27 protein-coding genes are annotated in these 20,558 nt (G+C 60.1%); 11 read left to right on the top strand and 16 right to left on the bottom strand.

Going from position 1 to position 20,558, the window contains the following annotated elements:
* Positions 1-155: 155 nt before the first annotated feature.
* The 3 genes from ACS5Q1_RS01560 to ACS5Q1_RS01550 form a co-directional block, all read right to left on the bottom strand.
* Positions 156-1,910 (bottom strand): putative bifunctional diguanylate cyclase/phosphodiesterase, encoded by a 1,755-nt coding sequence (locus tag ACS5Q1_RS01560; protein WP_473096546.1) that lies wholly within the window; start codon positions 1,908-1,910, stop codon positions 156-158.
* Positions 1,911-2,071: 161 nt separating this feature from the next.
* Positions 2,072-2,506 carry a hypothetical protein gene (locus tag ACS5Q1_RS01555; RefSeq protein ID WP_473096545.1) on the bottom strand — a complete coding sequence of 145 codons (435 nt, stop codon included), beginning with the start codon at positions 2,504-2,506 and terminating at the stop codon, positions 2,072-2,074.
* A 374-nt stretch (positions 2,507-2,880) separates the two neighbouring features.
* On the bottom strand, positions 2,881-3,819 hold the full coding sequence (locus ACS5Q1_RS01550) for a Hint domain-containing protein (protein ID WP_473096543.1): 939 nt from the start codon (positions 3,817-3,819) through the stop codon (positions 2,881-2,883).
* Positions 3,820-4,447: 628 nt separating this feature from the next.
* On the opposite strand from ACS5Q1_RS01550, the gene ACS5Q1_RS01545 reads away from it, so the two are divergent.
* A complete protein-coding gene (locus tag ACS5Q1_RS01545; protein WP_473096542.1) occupies positions 4,448-4,876 on the top strand; it encodes a hypothetical protein in 429 nt (142 codons plus the stop codon).
* 373 nt (positions 4,877-5,249) lie between these two features.
* Here ACS5Q1_RS01545 and ACS5Q1_RS01540 read toward each other — a convergent pair whose 3' ends face one another.
* Positions 5,250-5,996, bottom strand: coding sequence for a LuxR C-terminal-related transcriptional regulator (locus ACS5Q1_RS01540; RefSeq protein ID WP_473096541.1), 747 nt, complete (start codon positions 5,994-5,996; stop codon positions 5,250-5,252).
* 350 nt (positions 5,997-6,346) lie between these two features.
* Positions 6,347-6,940 (bottom strand): NUDIX domain-containing protein, encoded by a 594-nt coding sequence (locus ACS5Q1_RS01535; RefSeq protein WP_473096540.1) that lies wholly within the window; start codon positions 6,938-6,940, stop codon positions 6,347-6,349.
* A gap of 748 nt (positions 6,941-7,688) precedes the next feature.
* Between ACS5Q1_RS01535 and ACS5Q1_RS01530 the strand changes: the two genes are divergently transcribed.
* A complete protein-coding gene (locus ACS5Q1_RS01530) occupies positions 7,689-9,113 on the top strand; it encodes a M10 family metallopeptidase (RefSeq protein ID WP_473096539.1) in 1,425 nt (474 codons plus the stop codon).
* A gap of 633 nt (positions 9,114-9,746) precedes the next feature.
* Here the strand turns inward: ACS5Q1_RS01530 and ACS5Q1_RS01525 are convergent.
* A complete protein-coding gene (locus tag ACS5Q1_RS01525) occupies positions 9,747-10,454 on the bottom strand; it encodes a YecA/YgfB family protein (protein ID WP_473096538.1) in 708 nt (235 codons plus the stop codon).
* A gap of 107 nt (positions 10,455-10,561) precedes the next feature.
* Complete coding sequence (locus ACS5Q1_RS01520) at positions 10,562-10,816, bottom strand: hypothetical protein (protein ID WP_473096537.1); 255 nt, start codon at positions 10,814-10,816, stop codon at positions 10,562-10,564.
* Between the two features lie 83 nt (positions 10,817-10,899).
* Here ACS5Q1_RS01520 and ACS5Q1_RS01515 point away from each other — a divergent pair, with 83 nt between their 5' ends.
* The 3 genes from ACS5Q1_RS01515 to ACS5Q1_RS01505 all read left to right on the top strand — a co-directional run bounded on the left by ACS5Q1_RS01515 (position 10,900) and on the right by ACS5Q1_RS01505 (position 11,916).
* Positions 10,900-11,040 (top strand): hypothetical protein, encoded by a 141-nt coding sequence (locus tag ACS5Q1_RS01515; RefSeq protein ID WP_473096536.1) that lies wholly within the window; start codon positions 10,900-10,902, stop codon positions 11,038-11,040.
* A gap of 179 nt (positions 11,041-11,219) precedes the next feature.
* On the top strand, positions 11,220-11,507 hold the full coding sequence (locus ACS5Q1_RS01510; RefSeq protein ID WP_473096535.1) for a hypothetical protein: 288 nt from the start codon (positions 11,220-11,222) through the stop codon (positions 11,505-11,507).
* Positions 11,464-11,916, top strand: coding sequence for an HGGxSTG domain-containing protein (locus tag ACS5Q1_RS01505; protein WP_473096534.1), 453 nt, complete (start codon positions 11,464-11,466; stop codon positions 11,914-11,916). Before ACS5Q1_RS01510 ends, ACS5Q1_RS01505 begins: the two co-directional genes overlap by 44 nt.
* 184 nt (positions 11,917-12,100) lie before the next feature.
* Here the strand turns inward: ACS5Q1_RS01505 and ACS5Q1_RS01500 are convergent, their stop codons facing one another.
* The 3 genes from ACS5Q1_RS01500 to ACS5Q1_RS01490 all read right to left on the bottom strand — a co-directional run bounded on the left by ACS5Q1_RS01500 (position 12,101) and on the right by ACS5Q1_RS01490 (position 13,530).
* Positions 12,101-12,658: a type II toxin-antitoxin system VapC family toxin gene (locus tag ACS5Q1_RS01500; RefSeq protein ID WP_473096533.1), complete on the bottom strand. Its 558-nt coding sequence runs from the start codon at positions 12,656-12,658 to the stop codon at positions 12,101-12,103.
* Entirely contained in the window at positions 12,648-12,950 is a 303-nt protein-coding gene (locus tag ACS5Q1_RS01495; RefSeq protein WP_473096532.1) for a hypothetical protein, read from the bottom strand. The genes ACS5Q1_RS01500 and ACS5Q1_RS01495 overlap by 11 nt, the downstream gene beginning before the upstream one ends.
* A gap of 454 nt (positions 12,951-13,404) precedes the next feature.
* A complete protein-coding gene (locus tag ACS5Q1_RS01490; protein ID WP_473096639.1) occupies positions 13,405-13,530 on the bottom strand; it encodes a hypothetical protein in 126 nt (41 codons plus the stop codon).
* A gap of 594 nt (positions 13,531-14,124) precedes the next feature.
* Between ACS5Q1_RS01490 and ACS5Q1_RS01485 the strand changes: the two genes are divergently transcribed.
* Together ACS5Q1_RS01485 and ACS5Q1_RS01480 are read left to right on the top strand one after the other, a co-directional pair.
* Positions 14,125-14,589, top strand: a complete 465-nt coding sequence (locus ACS5Q1_RS01485; protein ID WP_473096531.1) for a hypothetical protein — start codon at positions 14,125-14,127, stop codon at positions 14,587-14,589.
* Complete coding sequence (locus tag ACS5Q1_RS01480; protein ID WP_473096530.1) at positions 14,582-14,848, top strand: HGGxSTG domain-containing protein; 267 nt, start codon at positions 14,582-14,584, stop codon at positions 14,846-14,848. The genes ACS5Q1_RS01485 and ACS5Q1_RS01480 overlap by 8 nt, the downstream gene beginning before the upstream one ends.
* Positions 14,849-14,878: 30 nt before the next feature.
* On the opposite strand, the gene ACS5Q1_RS01475 is transcribed toward ACS5Q1_RS01480, so the two are convergent.
* Positions 14,879-15,193: a type II toxin-antitoxin system RelE/ParE family toxin gene (locus tag ACS5Q1_RS01475; RefSeq protein ID WP_473096529.1), complete on the bottom strand. Its 315-nt coding sequence runs from the start codon at positions 15,191-15,193 to the stop codon at positions 14,879-14,881.
* A 6-nt stretch (positions 15,194-15,199) separates the two neighbouring features.
* Entirely contained in the window at positions 15,200-15,454 is a 255-nt protein-coding gene (locus ACS5Q1_RS01470; RefSeq protein ID WP_203447737.1) for a ribbon-helix-helix domain-containing protein, read from the bottom strand.
* Between the two features lie 847 nt (positions 15,455-16,301).
* Between ACS5Q1_RS01470 and ACS5Q1_RS01465 the strand changes: the two genes are divergently transcribed.
* The 4 genes from ACS5Q1_RS01465 to ACS5Q1_RS01450 all read left to right on the top strand — a co-directional run bounded on the left by ACS5Q1_RS01465 (position 16,302) and on the right by ACS5Q1_RS01450 (position 17,906).
* A complete protein-coding gene (locus ACS5Q1_RS01465; RefSeq protein WP_473096528.1) occupies positions 16,302-16,568 on the top strand; it encodes a type II toxin-antitoxin system Phd/YefM family antitoxin in 267 nt (88 codons plus the stop codon).
* Positions 16,565-16,960 carry a type II toxin-antitoxin system VapC family toxin gene (locus tag ACS5Q1_RS01460; RefSeq protein WP_473096527.1) on the top strand — a complete coding sequence of 132 codons (396 nt, stop codon included), beginning with the start codon at positions 16,565-16,567 and terminating at the stop codon, positions 16,958-16,960. Before ACS5Q1_RS01465 ends, ACS5Q1_RS01460 begins: the two co-directional genes overlap by 4 nt.
* Before the next feature lie 273 nt (positions 16,961-17,233).
* A complete protein-coding gene (locus ACS5Q1_RS01455) occupies positions 17,234-17,374 on the top strand; it encodes a hypothetical protein (protein ID WP_473096526.1) in 141 nt (46 codons plus the stop codon).
* 382 nt (positions 17,375-17,756) lie between these two features.
* Positions 17,757-17,906 carry a hypothetical protein gene (locus tag ACS5Q1_RS01450; RefSeq protein ID WP_473096525.1) on the top strand — a complete coding sequence of 50 codons (150 nt, stop codon included), beginning with the start codon at positions 17,757-17,759 and terminating at the stop codon, positions 17,904-17,906.
* 494 nt (positions 17,907-18,400) lie between these two features.
* Here the strand turns inward: ACS5Q1_RS01450 and ACS5Q1_RS01445 are convergent, their stop codons facing one another.
* The 4 genes from ACS5Q1_RS01445 to ACS5Q1_RS01430 all read right to left on the bottom strand — a co-directional run bounded on the left by ACS5Q1_RS01445 (position 18,401) and on the right by ACS5Q1_RS01430 (position 20,297).
* The gene (locus tag ACS5Q1_RS01445) at positions 18,401-18,667 is read right to left on the bottom strand and encodes a hypothetical protein (protein WP_473096524.1); all 267 of its coding nucleotides are present in this window, start codon (positions 18,665-18,667) and stop codon (positions 18,401-18,403) included.
* Positions 18,642-18,935 (bottom strand): BrnT family toxin, encoded by a 294-nt coding sequence (locus tag ACS5Q1_RS01440; RefSeq protein ID WP_473096523.1) that lies wholly within the window; start codon positions 18,933-18,935, stop codon positions 18,642-18,644. The genes ACS5Q1_RS01445 and ACS5Q1_RS01440 overlap by 26 nt, the downstream gene beginning before the upstream one ends.
* A 77-nt stretch (positions 18,936-19,012) precedes the next feature.
* Positions 19,013-19,699, bottom strand: coding sequence for a hypothetical protein (locus ACS5Q1_RS01435; RefSeq protein ID WP_473096522.1), 687 nt, complete (start codon positions 19,697-19,699; stop codon positions 19,013-19,015).
* Positions 19,680-20,297: a hypothetical protein gene (locus ACS5Q1_RS01430; RefSeq protein ID WP_473096521.1), complete on the bottom strand. Its 618-nt coding sequence runs from the start codon at positions 20,295-20,297 to the stop codon at positions 19,680-19,682. The genes ACS5Q1_RS01435 and ACS5Q1_RS01430 overlap by 20 nt, the downstream gene beginning before the upstream one ends.
* Positions 20,298-20,558 lie beyond the last annotated feature (261 nt).

The raw sequence follows: 20,558 nt of genomic DNA, 5'->3' as shown, positions 1-20,558 counted from the left end.
CGTCGCCAACAGGAACACACTCCCTGGATGGGATCAGCCCGCTTGGAGTTCGGGATGCCCGCTTACTGCTGGTTCCGAAGCATCACCTTCGAAGCTTGTAAGACGCTAAGTTTGTCCCACGCCGTTGCACAGGAACACGTTGGGCCGAAAGAGTGCTACAGGTGCGGTTCCCATGACGCAATCAGATCAACAATGGAGTTCCGTGGAACGGGCTTGCCGAACAGAAATCCTTGCCCTTGATCGCAGCCTGCTGCCCGGAGGTACGCGGCCTGCGCGGGACTCTCGATTCCTTCGGCCACCGTTGTAAGATTGAGGTTTGTCCCGAGATCCAGAACCGCCGCCAGGATCGCCGCGTCCTCGGAACTGCTCGACAGGTTGCGGATAAACGATTGTTCAATCTTGATGACGTCGACCGGGTGCTGCCTAAGGTGCAGAAGAGACGCATAGCCGGTTCCGAAATCATCCAACGCGATGCTGATTCCTTCGGAACTCAGGGTTCTGAGCGCTTGGGCAACATCCTCAGCACTGTGGCCGAGGAACACGGTCTCCGTGACCTCGAGCTCCAGGCAGTGCGTCGGAACGCCCGCCGCTCTGAGGCTTTCAAGCACCTGCTCGGCGAAGCGACCGCTCTGGAACTCTGCGGCCGATGCATTGATCGCCACACGACCGAAATCGACACCAGCATCCAACCAGTCCCGAATGTCCTCGATCACAGCTGTCAGCACCTGACGTCCGATCCCCGATGCCAGACGGGCATCCTCGAACGCGGCCTGGAGAGTGACTGGGGCTTCCATGTGACCCTGCAGGTTGCGCCAGCGAAGCAGAGCCTCAAAGCCGGTGAGCCGGCCGGAGCCGAGACAAACCTTCGGCTGATAATGCGGCGTGATGCGCCGCTCGGTGATGGCCCCGCGCGCATTGCTGAGCATCCTCGCGCGATGCTCCACGTCCGCACACATGGCGGGTGCGTACACAACAGTGGCGCACCGCCCCTTAGCCTTTGCGACATCAAGCGCAATGCCCGCTTGTCGCAAGAGGTCTGATGTGTCGCGCGCATTTGCCGGTAGGCGACTCGCCCCAATGCTAGCACAGCAATCCAGCATATGGCATTTGTAGGAGAAGGGCTCTGCGAGCTGGTCAAGGACATCTTGAGCGACGGTTCTCAGGTCCTGGTCGGAGGTGACATGGGGCAGGATGATTGCAAACTCATCCCCACCGACGCGCGCCACGGCATCGTTGCTTCCAATGATGGATCGCAACCGATGTGCAGCCGTTCGAAGTACTAGATCGCCGGCATCATGGCCTAGGGCGTCGTTAACCTGTTTGAGATGATCCACATCCAGGAGCAGTAATCCGACGTTTGCATCTTGATCGCACTGCGCAAATGCTGTGTTGAGAACCTTTTGAAACAGCTCCCGGTTGGGGAGCTGCGTGAGGGTGTCGTGGAAAATTACCCATTCGGCGCACGCCTCAGCCCGCCTTTGGTCGGTCAGATCGCTGATGAAGCCTTCCAGGGTGAAAGGTTCGCCCGTCTGATCGTACACGAACCGGCCGCGGTCCCGAACCCATCGCACCTTGCCGTCGCGGGTCATGATCCGGTAGTCGACCGAGAACAGATGGCGGCTCTCGCAAGCTCGTAGGACCGCACGCTGCAGCTTTTCCAGATCCTCCGGGAGGATGATCCCGGCCCAGGCGACCCGCCCGCTGGTGAATTCGTCGGCGGGGTAGCCTGTTAGGTCCTTGGCGCCGTCGCTGATCAGGGTTGGCAACCATGGTGATGTGGGATCGGCCGTGTAAATGACGCCCGGCACGTTGTTGATGAGGGTAGTTAGAGCCTGGGGGCTCAAGTCCTCCGGCCGTCGATCCTTCAGCTCACCGGTAAGCCCGTGGGAGGCAATGGCTGTCCCACTCATCTCATTAAGCTACCGCTGACTCGTGGTTCGGTCAAAGGACCGATGGAGCGCAAATAAGCTGTCATTAGTTTCGCTCTCACAATCGGTAGAGCCTGTAACACCTAAGTGGCAAGGCTGGACTCCAGCTAGCCTTCCGCCAAAAGTCGAAAAGGCATTTGGGCCTATGCTGTTTGGTTGAACCTGCTCCTGATCCACGCAATGCCAAGGCCGAGTGCATACAGCAATGCTGATGCAGCCAACATTGAACAGCTAAAGATCGCCATCAGTGGATAAAAATCGTCCAACTTTCGGGCGGATTGCTCAGCGTCATACGCCTCGATCGAATACGGGCGAATATCCAGGCTGCCTGCCGTCCTGCCGAAATAGATTGCACTGCAATCCACCCCATAGAGGGAAGTTGGCGGCTCCCGTAATTCAGCAATGGGCTGATTAATGTAGGGTTCGCACTTCTCCGATCTAAGCTCCTTGAGAAGCACTTGTCTATAAGCTTCCTGCCCTGGGTTGCTGCGATAAACCATCGTCAGCGGATAAACCAACCCAAGAGACACGAAGCTTAAAGTACTAACAAGCAACCATAGCTGCTGCCATCCATTCATTCGGCCTACGAAGCTCATAGCCGGCGTTGTCCCAATACTCACTGACTTGATCGATTGTTGCTCGTGGCCGCCGCTGCTGCAGTCGATCGGACGCAGTCGTTGCACGAGCGTGAAGAGGAGGTGGCTGACAGATTCGCGATGGTTGTGCTCTCGCCGAAACTCGTGTTGGCTTCGTTCCGCCAAACGGACGCTACAGGATCGATTGGAGCACGTTGCACGGCTGAAGCGGGGTTGCACCTCGTCAGTTGCCTCCGCGGCATGCCTGTGGGCGTGGAGCAGGCAACCATGACTGGCGGAAAGACAGACCTGCTGGGTTGCGGGGAGTGGGTCCGCTAACCGATCCACTCCCGTGCTGTTTATGGTGCGCGCAGCGATTACGCGGCTTTCGTTGCCACAGTACCGAACAGGGCTTGGCCTCGTGCGGCAAGGCGCTCCCGGATTGCCACAGGGACCTGCCGGGCTGCCTTGGCGCGCGGATAGGCCATCTCGACCAGCGGCGCGGTCTCGTCACCCAGGCCCTCGTGCTCGTCCCAGTTGTCGAAGGCGAGCCGGTCGACGTTGTCGATGAAGCTTTCAGCTGGGACGTTGTCGGCGAGCAGCAGCGAGTGATCGGCGACCTCGACGTGATAATAAGTGAACGTCTCAGCAGGTGCGGGAGCGCGCACGATCGAGGTGCCGTTCACCAGCGCACTGGCATGAACCAGGATGTCATCAACCAGGATGGCATGGTCGGGCGAGACGTAGAGATCGCGCGAGGGAACGTTCTCGGCCAGAGCTCCGGCCTTGATGCAGATCGGCAGAACGCGCACGGGATCAGCGAAGAGAGTTGAGATGGTCTGACGGCCAATCCAGCGCACGGGAATTGTCCGACCGTCGGCCGTCTTGACCAAGTCGCCACGCTGCAGAATCTCAACAGAGACTTCACCGGCAGGAGTTGCGATCTGCGTACCCGGCAGGAAGCAGATGACTTGTCGGCTGTCACTAATAGCAAACGGCTGGTCACTTGCGGACTTTATTTCACTGCCCGTGAACAAGTAATATGAATCGCCGATTTTGGCAACAAATCCACCTGAAGCCTTGCCGACGTATGTACCATCGTATGTCTGGGAGCCTTGATGGTAAGTGAACGTATCGGAAGTGCCTTTTAGTTCGTTAAGGTCGTCACCGGAATAACTGCTAACTTCGGTGATTGTGGCAGAAGTTCCATCTGTGTTGAAGAGATTTTTCTTGCTAGTCGTAACTTGAGTTACTGTAGTGCCTTGTGTGCCCGTGACTTGGACCTGATAAACATACTTGAACGTCGTTTCAGCCATCGTCGCCCCCTCTGCCATTTCTCAGATGGATCATCTGCCGCTGTCTTGCGGTGCTTGAGGACGAATACCACTCGGGCGACCGAGTCTGGCGCCAGCGTAGGGATAGACTCTCAGTCTTCAGGGATATTGAATCTATCCCGATAGATATGCGCTATATCCCCGCGAATAAGAATGAGGTGAGAACAGCGCACCGCGCCGATTGCGGGTGAGCCAGTCTCAAGACAACAAGCGCACAGCCCGACGGCAGATGATGTTGCTGATCAGTCGATAAGGCAGGGAGCACAGTTACTGGTGAAGGCAGACGAGCAGTCGGCGTCGAGTAGCGTGCGGTCCATCGAAACCTGCCAGGAGAACCGCGCTTGCACGCAGGGCTGGCAACGACTTTGATGGGCGAGGTAGCCGGGTGGGATTGCTCTGCGAGCGTCCAGGGGCCTACGAAGGAAGCGCGTGATCCCATCTTGCGCGTGACCGAGGCAATCTAGGAACTGGTACGATTGTACCTTAAGGTTTCGGGCCCCTCCACTTTTCGCCGCACACAAGCGCAACTGGTGCTTTGTATTCTCAGGTATAACTCTTGTATCCTAACGGCAGTTGAGCAATAGAAGCCTGAACACTGGAGGGGTAAGGAATGACTGAGGAGGAAGTTGAGTTCGTTGCTCAAGAGATGGCGAAAGTTGGTGGCGTATCCTGGTACCCAGGGCGCACTTCGGGAGGCCTTTTGAGGAATGTGGGCGAGCGCTATCGGGATCGGGCTCGGGTAGCGATTGCTGCTCTTGACCGACTGCGGGCCGGCAAGGACACGTCTGAGGCGTCGATCCATACGGGATCTGGTGAGATCACCTCTGAGGAGACCGGATCTCTCTCCTCAGACAAACTTGAGATTGGAGCCATTGTTGTTTACCGGCCCCCGGGCGACCAACGGGCAATCTCCTGCCAGGTCACGCAGATCGAAGACGGTCGCGTCTACTTGGTGCCGTGCCCTCGGCCTGATGTGGGGTGGGTGGCCATCGACAGCGCTGCACCCGTAGATTCAGCAAAAGTCGAATCCGCGACGTGACGTCCGCGGCACCGCGCGTGTTGTCGTCTGGCCTCTTGCTCGAGGGCTTGAGGATCACTGCACTCCGCACAGTTGGAGTTTGGGAATTTGCAAAGGCTGGCGGCTTGCTGAAGCGCGCATGTGCTGCCGGATCGCACGCGGGTCACGGCTGGCCTGATTGCGTAGTGAGAACGGCGGGACAATGGCAACCGTTCGGCTGTCGAAGCGAGCCGTTGTGTGTCTTACGTCTTGCAGAGTCGCGCAGTTGACGTCTGGGCAGGGTCGAGTAGTCCCGAGCATTGCTACAGAAGTGTGCCATCTGAGGTGTTCAGAGCATTTCCCAAAGCTGCCGAGTTCTGGAATGGCAACCTTGCTCAGCACGCGTGAGATGCGTCTACAACGATGTGCTTTCGCCGTGTTGGCTGAGGTACTCTGACGCCCAAATCGCAGCGCGAGTCCGATTCTCCGCCCCGATCTTCTTCAGAAGTGATTTGACGTGCAATTTGACGGTCACTTCGGCAACATCGAGTTTGCGCGCGATCGCTTTGTTGGGCGCGCCGTCTCTCAGGCCGCGGAGGATCTCCAGTTCGCGATGAGAGAATTCGCTGGCTATGTTGAGAGCTCGCGCCTTCGGGCTTGCAGTCTGTTCGCTGTCTTGGGGCTTTGCGTCCTGCCCGAGGGCGCTCATCATTGCAACGACCATGTCGGCCGGGAAAACCGGTTCCCCCAACATGAGCAACTGGAGCGACATGACGAGCACATCAGTGCCAACAGTCGTCGACAGGAAGCCATCCGCGCCGGTACCGTGGGCCTGCAGGACAGAAGCTGGCTCAAACCGGTCCGCCAGCACTGCAATCCGCGCGCGCGGGCATTGCGCCTTCAACTGGGTGACAATCTCAGGAAGGGTGGCGGAGTAACAATCCGCGTCGACCACGGCCAGCACGGGCATGGTTTCCGGAGGGCAGGGCAGGCCGGACCTGCCATCAAACGCGTCGTCCAGCACCATGAAGCGCGACCCCGACAGCATCTGCCGGACGCCCGCGCGAAAGACGGAGCTTTTGCAGGCAATGACAGTGGCGATACTGTTATTGCCATGGGGGGCGCCCGCGCCCTGCGCGTCATTCTGGTCGACTAAGTACATTATTTAGTCTCAATGGACGAAACGGAACTAAGGGACTCTTAACCGCTCCGCTGAAAATAGCAAGACAGAGTTCCTACTGGCTTGAGGATAGGCGCCGGTGTTCAAGTTGATTTATGATTGTGCTTAACGGGCGCAGCAGGTGAGCCAAGGGTGCGTTCAGCCGCCTTGCTTTTGGGGCTCAACGCATTCGTTCGGGGCGTTTCATCACCCAACGGGAAGTCCCTGGCTGAGAGTTCTACTCAGCTGACGCGGCTTGGACGCAGCGGTTTGGACCCGAGAACCAGTCGGACGTGGGCTGCCGCTAAGCAGAGCATCTGATATATCGTTAAGGAGCTGGTCGCGGCGATGCGTCAGTTCCCTCCTAACAAGCGCTGAAGCAGGGATGCAGGCAGGTTGCCTCCGATAGCTCTGGTGTTCACCGCAAGGATCGTGGCCACGCTCGCGGCATCGCAGATTGTGCCGTTCAGGCACTCGGCTACAGCCTCCTGAAACGACACCCTCCGGACAGACAAATCCTCCTGAGGATCTGGGGCAGCCGTTCCATGCTCCAGATCCCAGGCAACGAAGCAGGGGGCGAGTTCGTCCGTAATTCCAGGTGAGACCAGTAAGCGCAAAACTTCAAGCCACTGGCCTGCACGAGCGCCGGTTTCCTCCTGAAGTTCCCGTTTGGCGGTCTCAAGCGGCTCCGTAGTTTTCGGCCCAGATCCTCGGGGTAGTTCCCAGGTGTAGCGCTGGGAAACATAGCGATACTGGCCGATAAGGCAGGTACTGCCGTCGTCGAAGACGGGAAGCACCGCAATGCCATAAATGCGGAACCGAAGCGCCGTGTAGGAATGGACCTTGCCCGACCAGTGCCTGACCTCGTCTTGGTCCACGTCAACATAGCGGCTCTCATAGAAGCGCTGAGAGGAAAGGGTCTCCCACGGATTGCTCTGGTTGGGCATGGGTCACCATTCGAAGCGATGGATTGCGTATCGACGTAAGCTCAGGTTGTCTATCCCCAAAGCTTATCGAAGGTTGAATGTCACGGGATCGGCTTAGCATACCTAGGCGAAAGTAAGGCTCGCTCAGAGTCAAAGAGGCCCAGATGAGGGGATCTCCTGCCCAAGCCGAAGGGCGGTGGGCGATCCATGATCGATGGATGACCTTTTAAGATGTCGGCAAGGAGATCCTCGATGAGCAACTCCTCAAGGCTGCGGCGCGGCTCATGAGTTGGCTGTCGGTGGGAGGGGAGGGAGCGCCTCCATCCGTGACAATTCTAGATGACGAAGAGGGCGTCGTACTTCAGCGCAAGACCTTTCGTCGGTGAGCGAACTCGACTGCCTGCCTGACCCCAGCTCGTTGCCAGTCTTATGGTCGGCCAGCGATCGAGCGCAACTCCCGCACCAAGTGTTTCCGACGAGCGGCTCGGGTGTGCGGGCGTGGAGACGGGCAAGATCAGATCATCCACTGGAATGGGCGCTGCGAGCCATCAACGCGCCAACCTGCTCGCCATTTGCCCAGTGCACCCGGTCCCACCAATGTCCGACCGAACAAATATCTCTGTATTTCCGCGAGGATATTTCTCCGAATCGGTAATACTGTGGCCCCTGTACTTAATCACAACTGGATATGACGTAATCCCCATGAGCCGATGAGAAGGATTTGGTTCGGGTCAATACTTTCTGGGGCCCGTCTTCTCCCGGTGAGATTATGGCTACTGCAGTCGTCGCAGGTCGAGCGAACAGTCCGTTGACTGACGGTGCTTTGTCTGGTCTGCAGTGGAACGGTCCGGAGGTGACTTACAGCTTCCCGGCCTGGGCCGATTTTTATGGACTAGGGTACGGATCGGGAGAGCCACAAAAAAACTTTGAACCCCTGAACGAGCTTCAGATCGCGGTTGCCCGCTCGATCTTCCGCATGATCTCAGCCACGACAAATCTTACCCTCACCGAAATTGAGGAAACTGCGTCCATACATGCGGACATTCGCCTTGCCATGTCTGGATTCGCAGAGACCGGTTGGGCCTACACCCTCGATGAGGCGGGGGCGGGAGGGGATGCCTGGTTCAATAGTTTAAGCGGTCGGTACCATGCACCGGTCATCGGCAACTTCGCGTTCTGGACCTTCCTTCACGAAATTGCGCACACCTTTGGCCTGAAGCATGCTCATGAGGATGGAGTCTTCGGACGGGCTCCGGTTGAACTCGACTCCATGGAGTTCTCCGTCACAACCTACCGATCCCATGTTGGGGCAGCCGGCGCGCGAATGGAGAATGAGCCGTGGGGCTATGCCCAGTCATTGATGATTGGTGATATCGCCGCCCTGCAACACATGTACGGGGCCAATTTTTCGACCCGTGCAGATTCCACCACTTACCGGTGGGATGCCAAGACCGGGCAGGCATTCATTGACGGCGTGGGCCAGGGCCTTCCCGGCGGGAACAGGATTTTCTGTACGGTGTGGGATGGCAGCGGGATCGACACCTATGATTTTGCGAATTATCGGACCGATCTGTCTGTCGATCTCCGTCCTGGATACTGGTCGACACTGTCAATCGGGCAACTCGCTTACCTGGGGGGATTCCGCTGGGCCCGTGGCAACGTCGCAAACGCTTTGCTCTATCAGAATGATCCTCGATCACTCATAGAAAATGCCATTGGCGGGAGCGGCGATGATCGAATTTACGGAAACAGCGCAGGCAATCATCTGATCGGCCGGCAAGGCAAGGACAGGCTGTTTGGGCTTGATGGAGCGGATACCCTCAACGGAGGGCACGATCATGATATTCTTCGCGGTGGAGAGGGCAGAGATGTCTTCATCTTCAACACGACGCCAAGCGCAAAACGGAATCGGGACGCCATTCCCGATTTCGACGTCAGGGATGACAGTCTCTATCTCGACAATGCTGTTTTCAGGTCCCTCGGTGCAGGCTCTGCCCATCATCCTCAGAAACTGAAGAAGGCGTTTTTTGTCACTGGGGAAGAAGCTCGAGATCACAATGACTTCATTGTCTATAACAAGGAAAACAAGGTTCTGCTTTACGATCGCGATGGATCGGGGCCAAGCAATGCTGTGCCGATCGTTACCTTCTCCAAAGAACTGAAGATCACCAGCCACGATATCTTTGTAGTCTGAGGATCCTGGTGCGCTCTTCAAACGATCCCAATGCAGGTGGTTTCCGCCTCCCGTGGGATGGGTATTCATTTCATAGCGCCCAGCGGTTGCTGCGGCCAGTGCGAGCCCATGCAAAGGCGCGAGTGAGAACGCACGCTTGCTGCTGGTGACAACCGTCAACCCGAGGCTCTTGGCAAGGGCGGCAATCCAGCGATCGTTGTTGCCGATGAGATCACCGTGAGCCGCAAGATCACTGCGGATGACTCCATAAACATATGCTGCGTCGACGGCCGCCGGTCGGACCAAGGGATATATCTGCGAAGTCTGGACCCGTCACTGGGTTTGTTCTGCCAAAAAGCAGAGGAGTGCGGGGAAACTGACTCCTCACGATCTGAAGAGTCCCCGGTCAGCGGCATAAATCCACGCGTTCGAAAGATTGGCCCAACAGAGCCTTGCACCATTGCGCTGATAGCGGATCGAGGTGCCGCGTCACCATCTGACCTTGGAGCTGCAGCATGTGAGCCCAAAGATGTTCGCTGACTCTCTGCAGTGAGCGTTCCTGTTGCGTTGCTTTTGCCATTCGGCTCTCGTGTCCCGACGCCAACGGTGCGATCCCGGTTCATCTGTGCGGATCGGCAGGAAGGGCGATCCTCATCAGTGCAGTGTGGGTTTGCCGCAGCACCGCTTGTATTTTTTCCCGGACCCGCAGGGGCACGGATCATTGCGCCCGATTTTGGGGACGGTGCGGCGGTAGGTGGCTTGGCCACCCCTGAGCTCTGAGAACATCCGTCGGAGCGGCGCAAAGTAGCGATAGATCGCCGTGACCCCGGCGGCGGCGCCAGCGATGAGTTGCTCGCGCCGGTCCGCATCCACGGGCTCCTGATAAGGGCGCATGGTCGGATCGGGGTCGTGCTCATAGGCCAATGCCAAGATCGGGATAAGCCAGCCACCATGATCTTCGTCATCCAGGAGTTCGGCCCAATCCTCTCTGCGCAGATCCATGCCGCGCATGAACCCTTGTGCCCAGGCGTTCGCGTGGGCGATGCCGTGATCGTCCTCGAGCAGCAACGGCAAAAACACATCACCGGATTGCAAGGTCTCGGAGATCAAGGTCCAATGGCGCATGAGGAGATCGAGGAAATCTTTGAGTTCCTGTTGGCTTGAGAAGGCCTCCTCGTCAGCCATCTCGCCTCCCCAAATCTCGGGCAGGTAGTCGCTCGGATGAACATGGGTGGGGCCGCAGATGAGGGCAGCGAAGAAGCCATCAAGCTCTTCCAAATTCATCGCGTTCTCATCGCGGAACCGGTTGAGAACAGACGACACGCGGTCGTATTCGGCGTCTGTCAGGGGTTTTGTAGTCATAGGGGGCCTCTCATGTGCTCGCCAGGGGAAAGCTCTGCTAAGACCGACTCTGGTCAATCTCTAGCATGCCGATGCGAGCGCTCAAGAGCTCGGGTTGCTGGTCATCATCACTGAGCAGGGCGTGCTTCAGGATCAGCCGGCGGACCAGGTCTGGCCACATTAAGGTCCCGGATGGCGCGATGCTGGCGGGAGAGCGCCCGTCGTTCGTAGCGATCGAGCTTGCAGAGCTGGTCCCAATCGGCCGCGTGACGTCGTCGGCTCTCCTGCGCTTGGGCGCGGCGCTTCTGGCGCCGCTCGACCTCGGCTTCATATGAGAGCTCGTCGGTGGGCGACCGCCGAAACCGGAAATCAACCTCATGCACCGTACCAATCCGCCACACTGCGCGCTTGGGGATCTGTGCTATGTTCGTGTTTCGTACTCCTGCCTTGACCGGAGAGATGCGCCATGGCCGATGCCTCAAACAACGTTTCGATTGTGCCTGTGGAGCTCGACGAACAGACGCTAAGGGCGGCCACTGAGGCCGCGTCCGGCGACCTGCTGCAGCAGCTGGCTAAGCAAGTTCTCGCGGCCCTGTGGCTACCCTAAGGTCTTGGCCCAGCCGAGTGCAGCAGCTGGGCTCAGGCCGCTCTCGCGGCCCTTGCCGAGATCAGGCCACAGGACGGGGTCGAGGGCATGCTGGCCGTGCAAATGGTGGCCACCCATCAAGCCGCGATGGGGTGCTTCCGGCGAGCTGCCCAACCGGCGCAGACCTCGAAGCTCGTGAGATGAATCTCGGGCATGCCGCGAAGCTGACGGCGACCTACCTCCGCCAACTTGAGGCTTTGGACAAGCATCGCGGCAAGGGCAGCCAGGCGGTGACCGTCAAATTCGTCCACGTGGCAGCGGACGTGCAGGCGGTCGTTGGCGCCCTGCCGGCAGAGCCAAACGCCTCGCATCCACCGGCGGCGGTGGCGCATCGGGCCGTACCGCCGGGTGAGCCAGAGCCATCCTCCGCCGGGCGTCGCAAGAATGCCGCGCGTCGATCAGGGTGGAAGTTCGTATTGCCTCACTGAAGAATGCTCCCGACACGGACAGCCGTTGCCTCACCGTCATGCTCACCTGCCTCATCATCGCCCCCGCAGCTCGCCCGAGCTCGGGAGCAAATCAGATGAGGCAACGATCCAAAATCGGGGAGCAATACAAGAAGGCCCTGCGATGAGCGGACACCTGCGTAACACGGGTCCCATGCGGGCCAGCCCGCGCTGCGGGGCCCGGACCCGCGCCGGCACGCCATGCCGGGCGCGCGCCGTGAGCGGCAAGAGGTGCTGCCGGATGCACGGCGGGGCGGTTGGCTCTGGGGCCCCGCAGGGCAATCGGAACGCCTTCAAGCATAGGCTGCACACGGCGGAGGCGAAGGCGCAGCGTAGGGCTGTGAGAGCTCTGTTGCGGCGAGCGTGTGAGATGCTGGACGACCTGACCTGAGCGGGTCCAATCGACAGATCAGACTTCTCCCTAGGGCTTCGCGGCCCGGACAAGCCCGTTGTTGTGCCATGACGTGGACGATGGCAGGGAGCGACTGCAGCAACCTGCCCCCCTCATTGCCTGTTCACCCTGCCACAACTCACTGTCATGCCTAGCTTGGATTGTGCTGATGCCAGCATCCAAGCTAGGCATGACGGTAGAAAAGCACGTTGCCCGTCGGCATCAGCTGATGAAACAGGCCAAAGTCGGCCCAGTTGCGGGTGAGCACGACGCATCCCCGCTCCAGCGCGTGAAGGTAGAGGATGGCATCGTTGAGAAGGGTCTGATCTTTGGGACGGCTGGTGAGGCGCAGCGCCAGCCCGGCCAGCATGCCGGCCTCAGCCAACGCCCGCGTGGACGGCGCGGTCAGGCGATGGCGTGGGATATCCTCCTCAATCACACCGCGCAACTCCTTTAAGGTGTTGGCCGTCTCTGGGTGCTTCGGATCGAGGCGCCCGAACAGATAGGTCAGCTCGGCCAAGCAGATCGCCGAATGGTTGGCGATGCGGGCCACCAGCAGATCCGCAACGCTCTGCGGGAGCTTGCCCTGCAAGACATCGATGTAGACACAGGTGTCGAGCATCAGCTCGGGCCCAGCCTCAACCTGATCCGGCACGAAGGGCAGATCCCGCGGGCGGGGGACCGCCTTGGACGGACGCTGCGCCTTGACCCGCCGCAACGCGGCCGCAAGATCAAAACTCAAGGTCGATGTCCTTGGAGACCCGTCCCTTGCGTGCCAGGATTTTTGGACCGAAGTCGTCCTCCAGGGCCACCTTCGCGAGGGCGTACTCAAGCAGCTGGGTGTCGGAGGTGAGGCCCGAGCGCTCCTTCGCCGATCGGATCAGCTCGGCCCGAACCCGGCCCGCAATGCGGCCATTGTCGCCCTTGAGGAGGCCGGCCCGCTCCGCTGTCTCAATGACGACCTGATGGCGACGGTGCGGGACTTCGTCGGCGGGCGGGTGGGGCTGGTGTATGGGTTTGCGGGCTCTGCTCATCGGGTTTTCCTCTTTGTTAAACAAATTTGGCATTCTGTTGAACAACATCAAGGGCATGGATTGATTAAGGTGTTTGGATTGAGGCTGGATGGCTGAGGACGAGACAAGTCCGTCCGGACCTGAGAGCATCCGTGGAGGCTCATTGCAGGTCTGTGAGGAGTGGCGGGGACAGGACGGGCAGGGCGTGAGCGCAGGCGAGACCTTCAAAAGGGTGGGTCAGACCGGCACGCTTACACAGGCGGCGTTCTGGATAGGCGAAGGCGCACGATGCCTCCGGCTGGATCAAGGATGCGGCGGCACAACCATCCTGCGTCAAGCGGTTGGTGCGGCGTTCAATCCGTCCACAAAATTCTGGAAGGCCGCCAACATCCGACATTCGGTAGCAAACGCCACCAAATTTCCGCGACCTGATCCGGTAATGTCCGCATTAGGGGCAATCCGTAGCACCTGACCGTTACTCCGGCAGTCCCGCCTTCCGGTATCCATCCACGAAATGTTCCCGCATCGCCTCGTCCCGGAAGGGTTGTGACGCGGCCCAAAAGCCTATCGTGAAGTGCGGGTTGCTCACCATAAACAACATCGTCAGGCCTCCTGAAGCCCCTCCAGTAAGACCGCCAGAGGCTCCGTTTGCCAACCGCTTCACTTAAGATGGGTGGGCCGCCTGATGCGGACACCATACCCATAAGAGCAGAGTCACCGCCCGCAACGAAGTGGATGATCGAGCGGCTGAAGGTGTGCCCACTCGCGGGTTGGCCGTCATCGCGGGACAGCGTCGTTAAACTCCACCTCCGTTGGCGACGGCATAGAGGCGCACTGCTCGCAGAATAGCAGTCTGGCGTCAAAAGTCGAATTCAACCCAATGCAAAGTAACGACGGGGCATCACGAGGTCAGCGTCAGCATTGCTCTCGCAGCGAACGGCAATGTCTACTTACACTATCTGTGTGCGATCAGTAATCCACAATAGAATTTCCAATCACTGGCGAAAGGAGTCTGGCGCTCTACCAAGCGGAGAGGGTAAATCGTCTTTGGATCAAGAAGGATCTTCCGCATGTCGACCTTGCCACAAACCAGCCCATGGGGCGATGAGACGCCCACGGGCGTCGCCTGAAGGCGGCGACCGGCACCAAGGACCCTGGTCTGCAAGAGGTGCTCGTTCGCCAAGTCCAGGACACCATGCCGGCCTCACCTTGGGCAAATGCAACAAGTGATGCGAGCCTCAGCGAGGCAGCCATTGTTGCCCTGAGGGAGATGGGACCGCAGGATACGGTCGAAGGAATGCTCGCAGGGCAGTTCGTGGCGGTGCATTGCTCGAGCATGGACTGCTTTAAGCGAGCCGCATCTGCGGGCGCCTCGCCCGCGGTTCGAGACATGAACCTGCGCCATGCCGAAAAGCCGATGGCCACCGGCCTCCGGCTGCTTGAGGCGCTCGAGCGGCGCCAGGGCAAAGGGCCGGCGAATGTCACCGTTGGCTTGAATGTCGAGCCGGGCGGGCAGGCGGTGGTTGGCGTGCAGGTGGGCCGGGCCGAGGTGGGGAGTCAACCGGCTGGGCGCCCTCGCCTGGAGACCCGTGGGAAAGGTCCAGGTTCTGCCTCTGCCGGTGAGGTCGAGCGCGACGAGCGGGGCATCCGCCTTGGATGATCATGCCCGCAACACCGGGCCGATGCGGGCGAGCCCGCGCTGCGGGGCGCAAACCCGAGCGGGAGGCGCCTGTCAAGCGCCCGCGGTCCAAGGGAAGCAGCGCTGCCGCATGCATGGCGGGGCCGCCGGATCCGGTGCACCCCGCGGCAACCGCCATGCGCTCAAGACCGGGCTGCACACCCGTGAGATGATCGAGCAGCGTCAGGCCGTGAGCGCCTTGTTACGATGCTCGCGCCGATTGCTGGATGGCCTGAATTGACATCCTCCCCTCCGTTCACGGGGGAGGACGTCAATATCCAAAGTCGTCCTGAAATCGATCGATCTGATGCATGCGCTCATGCAGGATCGTCACGATGCCGATGTCGCCATTGCTGAGCTTCCGCCAGTAGACGAAGTGCCGCTCATATCGGAAGAAGTAACCATCAACCCCAAACTCGGCCGGAATCGGACGAGACATCACCTCGTGCGTGTCAATCTTGCCAAAGGCGTCGAACAGCCCGGTGATATACCGCTCGGCCTGTTCGACACCCCATTGGTGGCGTGTGTAGCGGTAGATTTCGTCTAGGCGATGAGACGCTGCCTCCTGGACGCGGACAGAGGCCATGCCGCACTACGCCTTGTTGCGCGTGATGACTTCGGCGGCCGTGAGCGGTTGGTAGGAGGCCTCGGGAGCTGCGAAGGCTCGTGCTAGCTCCGCTTTAAGCCGCTCGAACGCTTCCTGCTCTACCCGCTCCTTGTCGCGGCGGATCAGATCGCGGACGTACTCGCTGACATTCTCGTAGGATCCAGTCTCGCTGACATTGGCGGCGACAAAGTCGCTCAGTGCACCGCTGAGCCGGACCGTCATCGTCGTGGTGCGGGACATTATGATGCCTCCTTAGATTGATGTGTCTTCAATATAATCAAAAATGAATACAGAACAAGGCTTGAACCTACTGCTGCAACCGTCCAGCTTTAGCAGTTGGGGAGTAGGTCTGGTGATGGTTGCGCCCGAATTCCTGTTCAGCCGACTACGCGGAAGCGTGTTCTCTCGCATCAGCTCCTCGTAGGCCAAGGGGCCCTCCGGGAGAGCCATCGCTTCTCGGTCTCGGCACGCTTATCCCCTGCTGAATCATAGGCCGGCGGGTCGGCGCTGTTCGATCCGTATGGCGTTCTCGAAGAAGGACATCCTGTCCTCCCTCGGGCACGTGGGACAGCCCCTGGCGGAGACGTGACGCAATCGCGCCGGTCCTTGAATGCACCGAGAGGGTTCGATCATCACCCATCAGAGCCTTTCCCGTCCGAGGGGGAGACAAAAGGCCCAATGCCGAAAGCGCACGTCAATGTGTCTTCTGCACTGGGCTTGTCGGTCGCATCACGCCAGCGCTGGTTCGTGAGCCCTCTGGGTTCGGGCTGCGCCCGGGAGGAGTAGCACGGTTCAATCCGTGGCCTCGCCCGGCAATTGCAGTGCCCTCAAACACGAGCTGACCACGCGCAGAGCAAGGCTGTGAATGCCCTGCTGCGGCAGTCTCGGACGATGTTCATGGAGATAGGTTGGGGCGTAAGGGTGGTGAACCCTGTCGCCGCTGGATCAACTGACGCGGAACGGGCAATCGACTGAGCGCCGGGGACGATTTTCCGAGCAAGCTGGGTACACGGATGAGGATCCGAATGGGCAGGCTTGCTCATGGCACAACAGTTGTGTACACATAAGAGTACACAAAGGGATTGTCATGGTTCAACCGCAGAAGGACAAGCAGGTTCGGGTCGGCGTCCGTGAACTGCGGGCGAACCTCAGCGGACTGCTCCGGCAGGCCCGCCAGGGCACCTCGTTCCTTGTCATGTCGCGCAACGTGGTCATCGCCGAGATCCGGCCCCCCTCTGGTGCGGAGCGTCCCCGTCGGGTCCCAGGCATGTTGAAAGGCAAGATCCGCATGGCGGAGGATTTCGACCTGCTGCCCGACGACGTTCTGTCCGCCATGGAGGGTAACGGCGGTTGAGGATCCTTCTCGATACTCACGCTCTTCTCTGGTGGCTTGAGGGTGATCCGCGGATCGAGCGCCAGGCCCAGGACCTCATCGCCGACCCTGCGAACGACATTTTGGTTAGCATCGCCTCATTGTGGGAGATCGTGGTGAAGGTGCGCGTTGGAAAGCTGGAGGCCGACATCCATGACATCGGTGCCGCCATCAACGCTCAAGGCTTCGAAACACTCGAGATCCGCCCCGAGCATCTTGAGGACCTCGTCCGTCTCCCGATGCACCACCGGGACCCCTTCGATCACCTGCTGATCGCCCAGGCCATCGCTGAAGGCCTCACTCTCCTGTCGGAGGACCGGCATGTTTCGGCGTATCCAGTGGCCCATGTCACCTGCACCGACAAGGGTCCGTGATGGCTCCCCACCGTGAACGATGGGGCTTCCCGGGCTCACGCCGCGAGAGTTTCTGCTTCATCGGCCGCCGCGGTCGCGATTTGGATATTCACTCTGCTGCAAAATTCACCTTGGGCCGAGCGAATGCCCGCAATGCCGTCTGCGCAACGCAGAACGGCAGTTGCAACCGGCAGCGTCGGACCAGAACCAGAAATCTGATCAGCAGGCTGGCGATTGGAACTGCGGAAGCAAGCCATCGTTTCAATGATACTTCACGGTCCGGGGAGGCAAGCGATGGGCAAAGGCAGTGAGAAGGTGCGCACCAGCGCGAAAAAGAACAAGCTGCGCGAGAAGGCCAAGAGGCTCATCAGCGAAGGAAAGAAGCTGACAGGCGAGCTTGTGAAGTATGATCCTCGCCATAAGAAGGCGACTTGATGGGAAAAGACGGCGCCCGAAGGCGCCGTGTGGTGCGGCGTTTCCTTGCCCCTTGGCCCTTTGGCGCTCGGGCAAAACCACCTCGCGTCGGTTCAGGCACGAAACTGCCCTCCCATCATGCTGGAGCCTGCCCGCTTCAGATCGTGCGCCGGGGCGTCGATCACGCCGTCCGGGGCCGGCCCGCGTCGTATAGGCCGATGACGACCGCCCCGTCGGAATTCTGGCACGTGAGATCGGCCGTGCCCTCGATTGGACCCACGACAGCACCACGGGTGACCATGGGCGTAATCCCGGCCTGTGCGGAACAGTCCCGGTGTGGGTCGCGCCCCGCTCAGGGTTGGCCTGTCAGGCGCTGGCGGTGCAGGGGAAGAAACGGTGTCGGATGCCCGGCGGGGCGGGTGGCTCGGGAGCACTGAACGGCAACCGCCATGCGCTCAAGACAGGGCTGCACACCAAGGAGATGATCGAACAGCGTCAGGCGGTGAGCGCCCTGTTGCGGCGCTCACGCCAGATGCTCGATGATTTAAAGTGAGCCTGCGGGCGCCACTGACCCGTGGACTCATGAGGCATGAGGCACAGATCGAGGGACTGTTTTTAAACCGCCTTGGGGGACATCGATAGCGTATCCAACAGTGTCCGCGCCATCTGTCGTTCCCGTGTACTGAAGCCTTCGCTGAACCAGCCATAGATCGGTGCTAGGAGATCGTGTGCCTCGGCCACCCGGCTTTGCTCGCGTAACATGTCGGCGAGGCCACATGCAGATTTCAGCTCCCACATGCGAGCTTTCTGCTCACGGGCGATCACCAGAGCCGTGCGGTAGCTCTGTTCAGCCTCGGCCGGCCATTTGGCCAGAGAGCGTATGAGATCCCGGTCTGAACCTGCTTGTACCTCCCACGCTTGGGGTCGCTGTCCCTCGCCGGCTCGATGACTAAGCAGCATCAAGCGCCCGAGCCACTGCCTCGGGGTCCCTTTCGATCACTCTAAGGTAGGCGAAGCAACCGTATCCGGCATGAACCGACCCCGCTCCTAATCCTTCAGACGAGCGAGGTTAATCTGAAAACGTTCGGCGAATTTGGCCTGACTGAGACCTGTGCGCTGACGCGCCCGGCGGACAGCACGAGCTGCGACGGCGCGCGCCAGTTCCTCCTCGGAGGCGGGCGGGTTGTCTCGGTCCTCGAGGGCATTGCGCTCGATCTCCTCTTGCGTCATCGCATCCAGGCGGGCGCGTTCGGCTGCGTTGAGGCGAGGCGGGTTAGACCGGAGATCCTCAAGCGTCTTGCGAGTAATGGCCATAGCTCCTGCTCTCCTTGGCATTCGAACGACGAGCTGAGATGAGGCGGCAGACGGAGCCGCGCAGGGTGTCGACGACCGGATCGAGCGTGCCGTCGATGAGCCCGATGGCCTTGCGGCGTTCCTCACCGTTGTCTGCGCGGCTGGTGTCGAGATCGAGCCGATGATCGTCCAAAAATACAGCTGCCGCATAGTCAAAGCGGACGCAGTGCTTGGCTTCATGGGCTGACGCCTTGGCATCGTCCCATTCGAATTCGGCCGGCGCGTCCACAGAGTAATTATGCGGGTATCCCGTACGGTGGCAACGGGTATCCCGTATAGGGAAGCTATGCCTCCAAGCCGACTGTCTCAAGCTTCGGGCTCACGATATTGGGTTCGTTCTGCCAAAACGGAACCGCCTGTCTCGGTTGTTGAGGAGCAAAATGAGCCGGCCATGGCGGCCAGTGCCTCATCGAGGTCGTTCACGGCTGCGTTCCGACGCGATAGGGCCCGCCGCTCATAACGGTCAAGCTTGCCGAGCTTATCCCAGTCGGAGGTGCTGGGCTGCGCAGGCCTGTGCCGCGCCGCAAAATATGCCTCGAGCCACTGTTCTTCTGTGCCATCGCGAATGGCTTGCGCGTGGGCGGCTCGGGAATAGGTGATCCGCCTTGGGGAAAGGGGGGCTTCCCCTGAGGCGAGCTCCGGGGGATCCGCCACCAAGCGTTCAAGCAGAGCCCGCTTGGCTTGGCGGGCCCGGAGCACATCCAGCGTCGCCGCTGCGACGCAGGCGGCCGCCGTCCGAACGGCTGCATCATGCATCATTTCCCCTGCGATCGCTTCCGTCAGGGACGCCAAGTCCGCAGCGAGGTCAGGCAAGGCTGCCGCCGGAACGGCCAAGCCATGCTTGAGGGCATTCAGTCGGGAACGGACCTTGCCCAGGCTGGTGCGGGGGCCGGTGCTGCGCTGCGCGTTGCGTTGATTGGCTTCCTGTTTCCTGAGGGACGGCATGATCACACCCCGCGCCTCGCCGGGTTCGTCAGGAGATGTCGGTGACATCAGTTGCCACAGTCCGAAGCCGGCGCGCCATGGCCTCGCGGCGGCGCTCCATCTCCACCAGCGCCCGGTTGCGGCGGGCTTCGGCGCTGGCGATCATCTGATCGATGCGCTCCACCTGACGGCTCTTGTCGAACAGAGCCTGCGCCATGATCGACTCCAGGGTGAGGCCCTGCTCGGCCAGAACGTCGGCGAACGCCTGTGCGGCAGCTTTATCGCCCGCAAGCCACTGCTTCACGAGCACCGTGTGTGTGTCTCCCATGGGCCTGCGGATGTGACCGTCACTTAGCTCGAGCAGGCGCATCACGGCCTGTTTCCGGGCCAGCATGAGAAGGCTGGCCTTCAGGCGCCGCAGGCGCTGCGCCTCCCAGACGAGGTCGACGATGTCCTTCACCCAGATCGCCTCAATGATGTCGGTGGGGCCAACGGCACTCGTCACTCGTGACAGGAGCTCATCATACTCCTCCTCACGTTCGCCCTGGATGAGGGGGCGCTGTGCGAACAGAGAGCCCAGATCGCTGGGCAGCACACGCAAGTCAGACGGCGTCAGGGCGAGGTCATGACTGGGAGAAGGGGAAAGGGATTGAGCGTGGCGAGGCATGAAAGACAATTGTCCTACATCGATAAGGGGCCGTCACGCGAGCTGTCTGCCAAGCAGAAGCGTTGAGGTGCCCTGCTCGTTCGGTTCGTGTCTATGAGAACATATAGCGAACAAAAAAGGCAGGATCATGGAGAACTGTATCTCGGCTGACGCGTGAACGGCACTGATGATCCTGATCTGCAGGTAACCTGCTGAGATTGACAGCTTGAGGCTGCCCCGTCGCAATAAGTGGATCAAGTGGACGCCGGGTGGTGCTAGGTG

Source organism: Microvirga sp. GN3, assembly GCF_055792825.1.
This window is presented reverse-complemented; position numbering and strand designations above follow the sequence as displayed.

Coding starts and splice junctions, on each gene's coding strand:
- ACS5Q1_RS01540 (WP_473096541.1), bottom strand. CDS start 5,996: ATGTACTTAGTCGACCAGAATGACGCGCAGGGCGCGGGCGCCCCCCAT.
- ACS5Q1_RS01545 (WP_473096542.1), top strand. CDS start 4,448: ATGACTGAGGAGGAAGTTGAGTTCGTTGCTCAAGAGATGGCGAAAGTT.
- ACS5Q1_RS01505 (WP_473096534.1), top strand. CDS start 11,464: ATGCCGCGCGTCGATCAGGGTGGAAGTTCGTATTGCCTCACTGAAGAA.
- ACS5Q1_RS01430 (WP_473096521.1), bottom strand. CDS start 20,297: ATGCCTCGCCACGCTCAATCCCTTTCCCCTTCTCCCAGTCATGACCTC.
- ACS5Q1_RS01485 (WP_473096531.1), top strand. CDS start 14,125: ATGCCGGCCTCACCTTGGGCAAATGCAACAAGTGATGCGAGCCTCAGC.
- ACS5Q1_RS01490 (WP_473096639.1), bottom strand. CDS start 13,530: ATGTTGTTTATGGTGAGCAACCCGCACTTCACGATAGGCTTTTGGGCC.
- ACS5Q1_RS01455 (WP_473096526.1), top strand. CDS start 17,234: ATGGGCAAAGGCAGTGAGAAGGTGCGCACCAGCGCGAAAAAGAACAAG.
- ACS5Q1_RS01530 (WP_473096539.1), top strand. CDS start 7,689: ATGGCTACTGCAGTCGTCGCAGGTCGAGCGAACAGTCCGTTGACTGAC.
- ACS5Q1_RS01560 (WP_473096546.1), bottom strand. CDS start 1,910: ATGAGTGGGACAGCCATTGCCTCCCACGGGCTTACCGGTGAGCTGAAG.
- ACS5Q1_RS01550 (WP_473096543.1), bottom strand. CDS start 3,819: ATGGCTGAAACGACGTTCAAGTATGTTTATCAGGTCCAAGTCACGGGC.
- ACS5Q1_RS01495 (WP_473096532.1), bottom strand. CDS start 12,950: ATGAGCAGAGCCCGCAAACCCATACACCAGCCCCACCCGCCCGCCGAC.
- ACS5Q1_RS01445 (WP_473096524.1), bottom strand. CDS start 18,667: ATGGCCATTACTCGCAAGACGCTTGAGGATCTCCGGTCTAACCCGCCT.
- ACS5Q1_RS01435 (WP_473096522.1), bottom strand. CDS start 19,699: ATGTCACCGACATCTCCTGACGAACCCGGCGAGGCGCGGGGTGTGATC.
- ACS5Q1_RS01465 (WP_473096528.1), top strand. CDS start 16,302: ATGGTTCAACCGCAGAAGGACAAGCAGGTTCGGGTCGGCGTCCGTGAA.
- ACS5Q1_RS01515 (WP_473096536.1), top strand. CDS start 10,900: ATGGCCGATGCCTCAAACAACGTTTCGATTGTGCCTGTGGAGCTCGAC.
- ACS5Q1_RS01535 (WP_473096540.1), bottom strand. CDS start 6,940: ATGCCCAACCAGAGCAATCCGTGGGAGACCCTTTCCTCTCAGCGCTTC.
- ACS5Q1_RS01470 (WP_203447737.1), bottom strand. CDS start 15,454: ATGTCCCGCACCACGACGATGACGGTCCGGCTCAGCGGTGCACTGAGC.
- ACS5Q1_RS01475 (WP_473096529.1), bottom strand. CDS start 15,193: ATGGCCTCTGTCCGCGTCCAGGAGGCAGCGTCTCATCGCCTAGACGAA.
- ACS5Q1_RS01510 (WP_473096535.1), top strand. CDS start 11,220: ATGAATCTCGGGCATGCCGCGAAGCTGACGGCGACCTACCTCCGCCAA.
- ACS5Q1_RS01555 (WP_473096545.1), bottom strand. CDS start 2,506: ATGAATGGATGGCAGCAGCTATGGTTGCTTGTTAGTACTTTAAGCTTC.
- ACS5Q1_RS01450 (WP_473096525.1), top strand. CDS start 17,757: ATGCCCGGCGGGGCGGGTGGCTCGGGAGCACTGAACGGCAACCGCCAT.
- ACS5Q1_RS01525 (WP_473096538.1), bottom strand. CDS start 10,454: ATGACTACAAAACCCCTGACAGACGCCGAATACGACCGCGTGTCGTCT.